At 65.4% G+C, this 12137-nt stretch carries 11 protein-coding genes; 7 read left to right on the top strand and 4 right to left on the bottom strand.

Annotation, left to right across the window (positions count from 1 at the left end; genetic code table 11):
* Positions 1 to 1821: a YbaL family putative K(+) efflux transporter gene (gene ybaL / locus ACFQ4G_RS04015; protein ID WP_238204149.1), complete on the bottom strand. Its 1821-nt coding sequence runs from the start codon at positions 1819 to 1821 to the stop codon at positions 1 to 3.
* Between the two features lie 438 nt (positions 1822 to 2259).
* On the opposite strand from ybaL, the gene ACFQ4G_RS04010 reads away from it, so the two are divergent.
* Complete coding sequence (locus ACFQ4G_RS04010) at positions 2260 to 3417, top strand: YihY/virulence factor BrkB family protein (RefSeq protein WP_238204151.1); 1158 nt, start codon at positions 2260 to 2262, stop codon at positions 3415 to 3417.
* Between the two features lie 31 nt (positions 3418 to 3448).
* Positions 3449 to 4453, top strand: a complete 1005-nt coding sequence (locus ACFQ4G_RS04005) for a hypothetical protein (protein ID WP_238204153.1) — start codon at positions 3449 to 3451, stop codon at positions 4451 to 4453.
* Positions 4454 to 4461: 8 nt separating this feature from the next.
* On the opposite strand, the gene ACFQ4G_RS04000 is transcribed toward ACFQ4G_RS04005, so the two are convergent.
* On the bottom strand, positions 4462 to 5652 hold the full coding sequence (locus tag ACFQ4G_RS04000) for a PQQ-dependent sugar dehydrogenase (protein ID WP_238204155.1): 1191 nt from the start codon (positions 5650 to 5652) through the stop codon (positions 4462 to 4464).
* A gap of 158 nt (positions 5653 to 5810) precedes the next feature.
* On the opposite strand from ACFQ4G_RS04000, the gene ACFQ4G_RS03995 reads away from it, so the two are divergent.
* The 5 genes from ACFQ4G_RS03995 (at position 5811) to ACFQ4G_RS03975 (ending at position 11098) form a co-directional block, all read left to right on the top strand.
* Positions 5811 to 6107 carry a nucleotidyltransferase family protein gene (locus ACFQ4G_RS03995; protein ID WP_238204158.1) on the top strand — a complete coding sequence of 99 codons (297 nt, stop codon included), beginning with the start codon at positions 5811 to 5813 and terminating at the stop codon, positions 6105 to 6107.
* The gene (locus ACFQ4G_RS03990) at positions 6088 to 6447 is read left to right on the top strand and encodes a HepT-like ribonuclease domain-containing protein (protein ID WP_238204160.1); all 360 of its coding nucleotides are present in this window, start codon (positions 6088 to 6090) and stop codon (positions 6445 to 6447) included. The genes ACFQ4G_RS03995 and ACFQ4G_RS03990 overlap by 20 nt, the downstream gene beginning before the upstream one ends.
* 43 nt (positions 6448 to 6490) lie before the next feature.
* A complete protein-coding gene (gene polA / locus ACFQ4G_RS03985) occupies positions 6491 to 9544 on the top strand; it encodes a DNA polymerase I (RefSeq protein ID WP_238204162.1) in 3054 nt (1017 codons plus the stop codon).
* A gap of 127 nt (positions 9545 to 9671) precedes the next feature.
* On the top strand, positions 9672 to 9992 hold the full coding sequence (locus ACFQ4G_RS03980) for a GIY-YIG nuclease family protein (RefSeq protein WP_238204164.1): 321 nt from the start codon (positions 9672 to 9674) through the stop codon (positions 9990 to 9992).
* A gap of 383 nt (positions 9993 to 10375) precedes the next feature.
* Entirely contained in the window at positions 10376 to 11098 is a 723-nt protein-coding gene (locus ACFQ4G_RS03975) for a DUF4142 domain-containing protein (protein ID WP_238204166.1), read from the top strand.
* 102 nt (positions 11099 to 11200) lie between these two features.
* On the opposite strand, the gene ACFQ4G_RS03970 is transcribed toward ACFQ4G_RS03975, so the two are convergent.
* Positions 11201 to 11953 carry a TetR/AcrR family transcriptional regulator gene (locus ACFQ4G_RS03970; protein ID WP_238204168.1) on the bottom strand — a complete coding sequence of 251 codons (753 nt, stop codon included), beginning with the start codon at positions 11951 to 11953 and terminating at the stop codon, positions 11201 to 11203.
* 67 nt (positions 11954 to 12020) lie between these two features.
* The coding region (locus ACFQ4G_RS03965; protein ID WP_379039807.1) for a pyrroline-5-carboxylate reductase dimerization domain-containing protein at positions 12021 to 12137 on the bottom strand (117 nt) is incomplete at its 5' end.

Raw genomic sequence — 12137 nt, 5'->3', positions numbered from 1 at the left:
TCAGCTCTCCACCACGCCCGTCTTGTGCGGCCGCAATTCCGGCGCGCCATGGTCGATCTCGGCCTCCACCGGAGCGGAGCGGCTTTCCACGCGGGTGCTGTCGACGAAGATGCGCGCTTCGCCTTCCTTCAGCCCGAGGCTGCGCAGGGCGTAGAGCGTCATGCCGAAGGCAAGTTCGCGCTCGGCCATGAGGACGAGGCCGACGCCCTGCTCCTCGAAATAATGGCGCTCGCCGTCGTTATGGGTGCGCACCAGGGTGTCGATGCCGGGATTGGCCTCGCGGGCGAGTTCGACGAGGCGCCGCGCGGTATGCGCCTCGGGAGACGCGATGACGATGAGGCGCGCCTCGCCGATATCGGCGGCTTCGAGGATGCCCGGCGCGGTGGCGTCCCCGAACACCGCCTCGATCCCGTCCTTGCGCAGATCGAGGACGCGGCGGCGGTCGCGGTCGACCACCAGATAGGGAAGGTCCCAGGCGGCGAAGGCCTTGGCGATGGTGCTGCCGACCCGGCCGTAGCCGACCACGATGGCGTGTCCGCGATGGGGCTTGGGCGCCTCGGTGACGGCCGTCTCCGCCGCGCCGCGCCGCTCGAACCGTGCGGCGAGGTCCGGCCGCTCGGCGAAGTAGCGCGTCGCCCGGTCCGCCAGGACGAAGAAGAGCGGGTTGAGGGTGATGGAGAGGATGGCGCCGCCCAGGATCAGGTCGCGCCCCTCGGTGGGGAGCAGCTTCAGGGACAGGCCGAGGCTGACGAGGATGAAGGAGAATTCGCCGATCTGCGCGAGGCTCGCCGCGATGGTGAGGGCGGTGCCGAGCGGGTGCTTGAAGGCCAGGACGATCGCCACGGCGGCCACCGACTTGCCGAGCAGGATGATGCCGAGGACGGCGAGCACCGAGAGCGGCTCGCGCAGGACGATGCCGGGATCGAACAGCATGCCCACCGAGACGAAGAACAGCACCGCGAACGCGTCCTGCAGCGGCAGGGAATCGGCGGCCGCCTGATGGCTCAGGTCGGATTCGGCGAGCACCATGCCGGCGAAGAACGCGCCGAGCGCGAAGGACACGCCGAACAGCTCGGCCGAGCCGAAGGCGATGCCGAGCGCCAGGGCGAGCACCGCCAGGGTGAAGAGTTCGCGCGAGCCGGTCCGGGCCGCCTGATCGAGGAGCCAGGGCACGACGCGGCGTCCGCCCACCAGCATGACCAGGGTGAAGACGGCGACCTTGGCCAGGGTCAGCGCCAGGGTGAGCCAGATGTTGCCGTCGCCGACATGGTGCGCCGCGCCGTCGCCGGTTCCCCCGAGGGAGGGCGCGAGGGCCGGCAGCAGGACCAAAGCGAGGACCATCGCCAGATCCTCGACGATGAGCCAGCCCACCGCGATGCGGCCCTTGTCGCTGTCGAGGAGCTGGCGCTCCTCCAGCGCCCGCAGCAGCACCACGGTACTCGCCACCGAGAGGGCGAGGCCGAAGACGAGGCCCGCCCCGATGCCCCATCCCCACAGATGCGCCAGCAGGCCGCCCATGGCGGTGGCGGCGACGATCTGCACGATGGCGCCCGGCAGGGCGATGGTGCGCACCGCCATCAGGTCCTTGATCGAGAAATGCAGTCCCACCCCGAACATCAGCAGGATCACGCCGATCTCGGCGAGCTGGCTCGCCAGTTCGCTGTTGCCGACGAAGCCGGGCGTGTAGGGGCCGACGAGGACGCCGGCGAGGAGATAGCCGACGAGGGGCGGCAGCCGCAGGCGCTGGGCGAGCATCCCGCAGGCGAAGGCCAGAACGAGGCCCAGGGCGATGATGGCAATCAGCTCGGTCGCATGCGGCACGGGGCTGTCGTATCCTCGTTCGAGAGTGCTTCGCGGGAGTGTTTCGCGGGGAGTGTTTCGTAAAAACGGTGAGGGCAACGGCGGCCGAGGGCAAGCACCGAATGGCGCCTCCTAAGCAGGTTCGCGTTGGCACGCCAACGCTTCACGCTGCTTAGCTCCTTGGTGTGTCGCAGGTTACCGACGCAACGCCGGTGACCACTTTTGCGAACCCCGCATAGCCGCAGATCGGTTTAAAGTCCGTGCCTGAAGGCACGCCCCGCGCCGAAACCTCGCCCGGATCGCCGCCCGACGGGCGATTCCGATCGCGACAGGTCTATCTCGTGAGCCGGCAAAACCTTCGCGGCTCCAAAACCCTCGCGACTCCATGAAACTCTCGAAGGACCGGAAGGTTGTCGATGTGAAGTGTATTCACTTTTTAGCGACGCGGGCGGATCATCGATGGCCGAGCCACATCATCAGCCGGCAGCGGTGAAGTCTCCCGAGCAGGCGGGCTCGACGCTGTGGACGATCGGTCTCGTCACGGCGCTCATCGGCGTCCTCGTCCTCCCGAGAAAAGGCGCGGAAGGCTCCGCCCGCACCGAACCGTCGGTGCCGCGAACCAGCGAACCATCGCCGTCCCACGGAGGCGCGGATGCCAGGCACGTGGCGAGGACGGAGCCGGAACGTGGACGACAGGCCGCAAGCCCCTCCGAGATCCCCGCCTCGGGCTGGAAGGACATCGGCATGCGCGTCTTCCACGATATCGGCGAGAACAACATCGTCTCGGTCGCCGCGGGCGTGACCTTCTACGTCCTTCTGGCGATCTTCCCGGCCATCGCCGCCCTGGTCTCCTGCTACGGATTGGTGGCGGACGTGGCGACCATCAACGATCACCTCCAGACCCTGCAGGGTGTGATCCCGTCCGGGGCCCTCGACATCATCGGCGAGCAGGTGAAGCGGATTGCCGCCAAGGGCGACACGGCTCTGGGCTTCACCTTCTTCACCGGCCTCGCCCTCTCGATCTGGAGCGCCAATGGCGGGATGAAGGCGGTCTTCCAGGCGCTCAACATCGTCTACGAGGAGCGCGAGACCCGCAATTTCTTCTGGCTCAACCTGCGCTCGCTCGCCTTCACGGGCGGGGCGCTGCTCTTCATCGTGCTCGCGCTGGTGGGCATCGTCGTGGTGCCGGCGGTGATCAACGTCGTCGGGCTCAGCGCGGAGGCCTGGTACATCTCGCTCCTGCGCTGGCCAGTCCTGCTGCTCGCGGTGCTCGGCGGCCTCGCCCTGCTCTACCGCTACGGCCCGAGTCGCGATGCGCCGCGCTGGCGCTGGGTGACCTGGGGCAGCGCCAGCGCCGGCGTGCTCTGGCTCGTCGGCTCTCTCGGCTTCTCCTGGTACGTCTCGAATTTCGGCAAGTACAACGAGACCTACGGGTCCCTCGGCGCCGTCGTCGGCTTCATGACCTGGATCTGGATCTCCACCACGATCGTCCTCGTCGGCGCCGAGATCAACGCCGAGATGGAGCACCAGACCGAGATCGACACCAAGATCGGACGGGAACAGCCCCTCGGCACCCGCGACGCACGGATGGCCGACACGGTGGGCGCCGCGAGCTGAGCAACTGCGCTTAGCTTGATATCACATAAAGTTGTATTTTTCTAAAAGTTGTATTTTTACAACTGACACCGCCGACATTGAGGTAAATAAGTTTTGTGAAGCCTTTATTCGGATTTCAAAAATTATGCGCATATATAGATCTTCATTGGCTATTGCGTACTCAGTTTTCTTAGCAGCAGCTACAGCTGCTTGCTCAATTCATCCTGTTCCAGAAGACGTTACCGGCGTAACTACACTTGAAATAGCTAATAAGATACGATGCGAAGCGTTTTATGCAGTAAATGACATACTTATTGATTTTATTAAACGAAAAAATTTTCGCAATGCGGACAAAATACTAAAAATACTGAACGAAAACCCGGCATCGTTGAAGAATTTACCATACGATAAAATCGAACCTGAACTTTCAAAACTCTTAGACAAGTATGATGGAACAGCTATAGCTTTAGATTTTACGTTTGACATGACAGAAACAAATAAGATTTCTACAGAATTAGGGATCTTATCTATCATTGCAAATAACTCTGATGCATTGAGTCTTAAAGGCTCATCCGATAGGACAAGAAAGAATATCAGAAACTTCAGAATAGTAAAAACGATCAAAGAGCTATACTTAAAAGGAGAGGAATGCGCAAAGCCCACAAACCAAGTGAATTATGCGTATCCGATAACAGGCAATATCGGTATACGAGAAGTATTAGATACATTTTTTGGATTAAACGAAACACTCTTATTAAGCGAGAACGCAAAGGATAAAACCGTATTATTCGCCGATACTATAACATTTACAACAACATTCAATGGTTCAGCAAGTCCTGCCGTCCTTCTTAGCTCTCTAGCAAGAAGCACAACAATTGGAACGTTCAATTTGGTATTGGACGGCGGCAGAACTGATACTCATACACTGATCATAGCAATATCCCTGCCGCCGGATAAAAATTACTTCCCTGTTACGTCGGCAAAGGAACGAGCAAACGTTGAGGTCGATCTGCAAATACAGAAAAATCAGTTCATTCCTGTACTTCTTAATCGTTAGACAGCGGGTCAGCCCTTGTAGCTGATCCGATAGACGATGCCGTGCTGGTCGTCGCCGAGATAGAGGCTTCCGTCCTTGGCCACCGCCAGTCCGAAGGGCCGGGCGAAGCGCGACCAGCCGCTCGGGCCGCCCTCGGTGAGGAAGCCCGACACGAAGGGGATGATGGTCTTCGGCTGTCCGTTCTCGAAATGCACGCGCAGAACCTCGTAGCCACTCGGCGGCTTGCGATTCCACGAACCGTGCATGGTGACGAAGGCGTCGCCCTTGTACTCGGCCGGGAATTGCGCCCCGTCGTAGAAGGTGAACTGCATCGAGGAGGCATGGGCCGTCCAGGTGAGAACCGGGCGCTCGCTGTCCTTGTCCCACTGCTCCAGGGAGCTCTTCGGGACTTCGCGGTAGAGGTTCTTGATCCCGGCACCGAAGATGTAGGGCCAGCCGTATTTCTTGCCCTTCTCGATCCGGTTGAGTTCCTCCGGCGTCTCGTTGTCGCCGAGCCAGTCGACGCCGTCGTCCCAGCCGTAGAGGGCCTTGGTGCCGGGCTCCCAGGCGAATCCGATGGTGTTGCGCAGGCCCGAGGCGACGATCTCGCGGCCCGACCCGTCCGGCTTCATCCGGACCATGGTGGCGTTCTCGGGGTTGCGCTCCTCGCACTCGTTGCAGGTGGAGCCGAGGCTCGCATAGAGCCACCCGTCCGGCCCGAAGCCGATGGTGCGGTTGGGGTGCTGGCCGGCATCGGGCAGATCGGAGACCAGTTTCGTCTCCGATCCGAGGCTGCCGTCGGCCTTCATCGGCGCCGAGAAGATCTCCTTCACCGTCACGTAGAACAGGGTGCCGTCATGGATGGCGAGGCCGTGCACGTCCGGCTTGTTCAGGACGACCTGCCGCTTGGTCGGGTCGGCCGCATCGATACGCGTGACCGTGCCGGCCTCGCGGTCGCTGACATAGAGCGCCCCGTCCGGGGCCACGACGATGACGCGGGGCGCGCCGAGATCGCGGGCGAAGGCCTCGATCTTGAAGCCCGCGGGCAGTTTGAGCCCTGCGATCCGCTCCGGCGTCGCCTCCAGCGGCGCGGCCTTGACCACATGCGCCTCGATCGTCGCGGTGCCGGGGTTCTGCAGCGCCTGGGCGAGGACCGGCAGCGGGGCGGCGGAGAAAGCGAGGGTCAGGGCAAGGCAGGTCGAAGGGCGGACCGGGATCATGCGGCGGGAATCCGAAGCTGTGGGAGACGAAGCTGAAACGCCACCCGGAATCGCCAGTTCCGGCGCGCGACACTTGCACCCGTCCTCTCGAAACCATCCTCTCTCGCGGCCGCTCACGGCCACTTCAGCAGGCGATGGTCTTGCGCTAACGTCGCGATATGGATTCCCGGACGGCCATCGACATTCTTCGCGCCCATGAAGGCGAGTTGCAGCGGCGCGGCGTCCGTCACGCGGCCCTGTTCGGTTCGGTCGCGCGCGGGGATACCCATCCCGGTAGCGATGTCGACATCGTCATCGACCTCGACGAGGGTCTTGGGCTCGACGTCTACGGCTATGTCGGTCTCTGCAACTTCATCGGAGACCTGTTTCCGGTGGCGGTCGATGTGGCGAACCGCCAAACCTTGAAGGAGCGTGTCCGGGCACGGGTGGAGCGTGATGCCGTCCCTGTCTTCTGAGCGCGAGCGCGATGCTTGCGAGGACATCGTCGAGAACGCCGAGGCCGCCCTCGACTTCACTGCCGGGATGACCTTCGCGGCCTTCGAAGCCGATCAGCGCACCAACTATGCCGTCGTCCGCTGCCTGGAGATCATCTCCGAAGCGAGCAGGCGGCTCGGAGCGGAAACCAAGGCGCGGCATCCCCAAATACCCTGGCGCGACATCGCCGATGCCGGCAACTTCTATCGACATGCCTATCACCGGCTGGCGCTGGACAACGTCTGGAAGACCGTCCACGACCAGCTGACCGAGATCATCGAGGCCTGCCGCACCGAACTGAGCAGGCCGCCGGCCCCGTGAGAGCGGCCGCCCTGAATCACCCTTCGCGAGACATTGCCGCCCGATGACGACCAGCGCTTCCGCCCCCGTCGGCCCCGGCGATCAGATCATCCTGGTGGACGGGTCGTCCTTCATCTTCCGCGCCTATTTCCAGTCGATCAACCAGGACCAGAAGTACAACACCCGGCCCTCGGACGGACTGCCCACGGGGGCGATCCGGCTGTTCTGCACCAAGATCGCCCAGTTCGTTCAGGACGGCGCTGCGGGGATCAAGCCGACGCATCTGGCCATCGTGTTCGACAAGTCGGAGGGCTCGTTCCGCAAGGAGCTCTACCCCGATTACAAGGGCCACCGCCCCGACGCGCCGGACGACCTCAAGCGCCAGATGCCGCTGATGCGCGAGGCGGTGCGGGCCTTCGGCCTGCAGCCGATCGAGCTCGAACGCTACGAGGCCGACGATCTCATCGCCACCTATTCGCGCCAGGCCGAGGCGCGGGGCGCCGGCGTCATCATCGTCTCCTCCGACAAGGACCTCATGCAGCTCGTGGGGCCGCTGGTGCGATTCTACGATTTCGAATCCGGCGTGAAGGGCAAGCCCGGCCACCGGCCCGAGCGCAACCTCGACCTCGACGCCATCATCGCCAAGTGGGAGGGCCTGCAGCCGAACCAGATCGGCGATGCCCTGGCGCTCATCGGCGACACCTCCGACAACGTGCCGGGCGTGCCCGGTATCGGCCTCAAGACGGCGGCAGCGCTCATCAAGGAATACGGCAGCCTCGACGCGCTGCTGGAGCGGGCGGGCGAGATCAAGCAGCCCAAGCGCCGCGAGACGCTTCTGGCCAGCATCGACCAGGCGAAGCTCTCGCGCCGGCTGGTGGCCCTCGTCGAGGACGTGCCGCTCCCCGTCGCCCTCGACGATCTGCGCCTGCCGGCGCCCGACCCCGAGAAGCTCGTCGGCTTCCTCAAGGCGATGGAGTTCAACACCCTGACGCGCCGCATCGCCTCGATGCTGCATGTGGACCCGGAGACGGTGAAGCCCGACCCCGCCCTGCTGCCGGGTTCGGACGCGACCGACGCGCCCCCGTTCGAGGCGGCGACGGAGGGCGGCGAGGTCGATCCCTTCGCCGATCTCAACCTGCCGGAGGGCAGCCCGAAGCCGCGCGGCCCCGCCGAGGCGACCCCCGCCGGCCTCGTCGCCATCCGTGCGGCGGAGGCGACGAACCCGATCGACACGACGGGCTACGAGACGATCACCCATCTCGACCGGCTGGAGGCCTGGATCACGCAAGCGCGCGAGGCCGGCATCGTCGCGGTGGACACCGAGACCGATTCCCTCGACGCCAACAACGCCCGGCTCGTGGGCGTGTCGCTCGCGGTGGCGCCGGGGCGGGCGGCCTACATCCCGCTGACCCATGTGGAGCCGGTGGCGGCGTCGGAGGCGAGCGACCTGTTCGGCGATGCCAAGGCGGCCACGGGACAGTTCACGCCCATCGCGGGCCAGATCCCGATCGATGCCGCCCTGACAGCCCTGAAGCCGCTGCTGGAGGATCCGGGCGTCCTGAAGATCGGCCAGAACATCAAGTACGATTGGCTGGTGTTCCGGCGCCAGAATGTCGGGATCGAGATCGCGCCCTTCGACGACACAATGCTGATCTCCTACGTGCTCGATGCCGGCAAGGGCGGGCACGGCATGGACGAGCTCGCCCGCCGTCATCTCGGCCACCAGCCGATCAGCTTCTCGGACGTCGCCGGCACCGGCAAGGCCAAGATCACCTTCGACAAGGTGCCGCTGGACAAGGCCACCGCCTATGCCGCCGAGGATGCGGACGTGACTCTGCGCCTGTGGCGGATGATGAAACCGCGCCTCGTCGCCGAGAAGCGGGTGACCGTCTACGAGACCCTGGAGCGTCCCCTCGTTCCGGTCATCGCCCGGATGGAAGCGGCGGGCATCCGCGTCGACCGCAACATGCTGAGCCGGCTCTCCGGCGACTTCTCGCAGATCCTGGTGCGGCTCGAGGAAGAGATCCAGGAGGATGCCGGCGAGCGTTTCCAGGTCTCGTCGCCGAAGCAGATCGGCGACATCCTGTTCGGCAAGATGGGCCTGCCCGGCGCCAAGAAGACCCCATCGGGTCAATGGGCCACGCCCGCGACCCTGCTCGAAGAACTCGCCCAGGCCGGCCACGAACTGCCGAAGAAGATCCTGGAATGGCGCCAGCTCGCCAAGCTGAAATCCACCTATACGGATTCGCTGCAGCAGCATGCCGACCGCGAGACCGACCGGGTCCACACCTCGTTCTCGCTGGCCGCCACCACCACCGGCCGGCTCTCCTCCTCCGAGCCGAACCTGCAGAACATCCCGATCCGCACCGAGGAGGGCCGGCGCATCCGCCGCGCCTTCGTGGCGCCGGAGGGCAGGAAGCTCATCTCGGCCGATTACAGCCAGATCGAGCTGCGCATCCTCGCGCACATCGCCGACATTCCGCAGCTGCGCCAGGCTTTCGAGGACGGCGTCGACATCCACGCGGCCACGGCCAGCGCCATGTTCGGCGTCGCCTTGAAGGACATGACGTCGGACCTGCGCCGCCGCGCCAAGACCATCAATTTCGGCATCATCTACGGCATCTCGGCCTTCGGCCTCGCCGACCGCCTCGGCATCGGCCGCGAGGAGGCCAGCGCCTTCATCAAGCAGTATTTCGAGCGCTTCCCCGGCATCCGCGCCTATATCGACGACACCAAGAAGCTCTGCCGGGACATGGGCTACGTGACCACTCTGTTCGGCCGCGTCTGCCACTATCCGCAGATCCGCTCCAACAACCCGAACGAGCGCGCCTCGGTGGAGCGCCAAGCCATCAACGCCCCGATCCAGGGCTCGGCCGCCGACATCATCCGCCGGGCCATGACCCGGATGGAGGAGGCGCTGCGGGCCGAAAAACTCAACGTGACCATGCTGCTGCAGGTGCACGACGAACTGGTGTTCGAGGCCCCCGAGGACGAGGTCGAGAAGGCCCTGCCGGTCATCCGCCGGGTGATGGTCGAGGCGCCCGCGCCCGCGCTGACCTTACGCGTGCCGCTGGTGGTGGAGGCGCAGGCGGCGGGGAATTGGGAGGAGGCGCATTGACGTCGTGCTGCTCTCTCACCTTATCCTAAGGCGGAGCCCTCCAGTTCGCTCAGTGTGTTCTGGAGCCCTCCTTCGAGGCCCGCTACCGCGGGCACCTCAGGATGAGGTGGTTGGGTAGGAGTTCGGGATGGCCGCCTTCGTCTACATCCTGCTCTGTGCCGATGGCAGTTACTACGTCGGATCGGCTCGCGGTGAGACCCTCGACAGGCGGCTCGGCGAGCATCACGCCGGAACATTCCCAGGCTATACCAGCGAGCGGCGTCCCGTCGTTCTTGTCTACGCCGAGGAGTTCGATCGGATCACCGACGCCATTGCTTTCGAGCGTCGGGTGAAAGGCTGGGGGCGCGCCAAGAAGGAAGCTCTCATCGCCAGTGATTGGGACGCGTTGAAGCACTTGGCAAAACGTCCCGCGGCCCAGCACGCGTCCAACCCACCCACCTCATCCTGAGGTGCCGGAGCGCAGCGCAGGCCTCGAAGGAGCCCTCCAGCTTCCGCGGTGATTTCTGGAGTCCTCCTTCGAGGCCGCTTCCGCGGCACCTCAGGATGAGGTGATCGTGTGGGAAATCCGGTAATGGCAAAGCCGCTCAGTGATCAGAACTCGTCCCGCCAAACCACCTCATCCTGAGGTGCCGGAGCGTAGCAGAGGCCTCGAAGGGTGAGGTGGTCGGGTGGGAAGGCTGACGATAGCCGAGTCACGATCAGGTGAAGCATGCTGCGTCGCACCACAGCCATGCCCTCCACGCGGGAACCGCCCCGTTAACGAAGCGTTCATGCCGGACGAAACGTTCGTTCAACCAAACGCCGCAAAGGCGTGTGAGGACAACCTCCGCCATGATCAACACCAAGCTTCTCGCCGCCCTCGGCTTCACCGTCGCGGCGATCACGACCCCGGCCCTCGCCCAGGAGCCCCTCGGCATCCGCGTCGCTCCCCAGTTCGATGCCAACGCCCCCGAGGCCCGCGACACCTCTTCCTTCCGCGCTGCCGCCCTGCGTTCGGATGCCGTGAGCATCGAGTCGAGCCGCATCGCCCTCGAGCGGTCGCGCAACCCGAACGTCCGCGCCTATGCCAAGCACGTGCTGGTCGAGCGTGAGGCCACCACCAAGGCGCTGCTGCCCGAGGGCACCTCGCTGACCGCCGGCGGCACCGTCGTCTCCGACAGCCAGCCCTTCGAGACCCGCTTCGACAATCCCGTAGGCGTCGTGCTCGCCCCGGTGACGATCTCGGCCACCATCGCCTCGAAGATCGTCGGCGGCGTGCTCGGCGGCGTCGGCATCATCGACAACACCCCCGGCGAGCCCGGCCGCCGCGTCGCCATCGGCCCCGAGGGCCAGGCCCGCATCGACCGCCTCAAGAACGCCCCCACCGGCCGCGACTTCGACCGGACCTTCGCCCAGCAGCAGGCCCGTTCGGACGCCCGCACCCTCGGCCTCTACGAGTCGTATTCGCGGAACGGCGACAACGCCCAGGGCCGCGAGTTCGCCAACCAGGCGCTCCCCTACATCGCCAACCAGCACGGCCATTCGGCGGTCCTCGCCAACCGCATCGGCGGCTGATCGACCGATCTCGACGAGGAAAGGGCCGCCCCATGGGGCGGCCCTTTTCGTTCGTGACCGGCATCCACCCTCCCCCGCAGAGGGGGGAGGGAAAGCGTTCCATCACACCGTCTGCTGGTCGACCTCGTCCTCGGGCCGCTTGCCGCGGCGCTGGCGGGCGCCGCGATCGAGGAGCGAGCGGCCTATGGCGCGGAACGGTGCGGTGAGGCGGCGGGCGTCGTCGGCGCGCTCCATGAAGCGCTCGCCGTTGCGGATCTCCTTGTCGAGGCGTGCCATGGTCCGCGCCAGGGCCGGATCGTCGTCGTCGAGCCAGACCTCCACCGTGCGGGCGAAGGCGATGACCACGCCCTGCAGCTTGATCCGGCCGAGCGGCCCCTCGGTGTCGATGCCGGCGGCGGCCAGCATGAAGCGGTGCGAGTTCAGCGCTACGCCGTTCAGGGCGACGAGGGAGAGCGGGTCGCCGCGAAGCGCGTAGGAGATCCGGCGCAGGGCGTCCTTGTAGGGCGTCATGGCGTCGAGCCGGCGCATCAGCACGTCGAACAGGCGCTCGCGGGTGGGCTCCTCGGCGAGGTCGGAGGAATCGCCTTCCAGCACCTTGCGGTCGATGATCCGCGACAAGCCGCCGAGCACGGCCCCCTTCGAGGGGAACAGCTCGCGGAACTCGGCGAGCGAGAGCCCGGCCTCGCGGGCGATGTCGCCGATCTCGATGTCGTTCCAGGGCTGCACGGCGGCGAGACGCATCAGCGCCTCCACGGCCGCCTCGCGGGGGGATTGCTGCGGGGCGACGGCAACGGCGATGTCGGTCCCGCCGGCATCGCTCTGGCCCCTGGGCTTCGCACCTCTGGTGTTCGCCATGGTCGTTCGATCCTCGTGTCTGTTCCCTACCATGTAGGTTGCGCAGGCGGATCGGTTAGGGGGCGGCTCAGCCGGCGAGCTCGCCCGCGCGCCGCTTCGCGGCCGCGACCGCCTCGCGCATCAGGTCCGGCACGCCGCCCTCGCGCATGAGCACGGCGAGGGCCGCCGCCGTGGTGCCGCCCGG

It is taken from the genome of Methylobacterium marchantiae (genome assembly GCF_042679825.1).
Classification (GTDB): domain Bacteria; phylum Pseudomonadota; class Alphaproteobacteria; order Rhizobiales; family Beijerinckiaceae; genus Methylobacterium; species Methylobacterium marchantiae.
The sequence above is the reverse complement of the archived record's forward strand: the minus strand, read 5'-3'. Positions and strand labels throughout refer to the sequence as shown.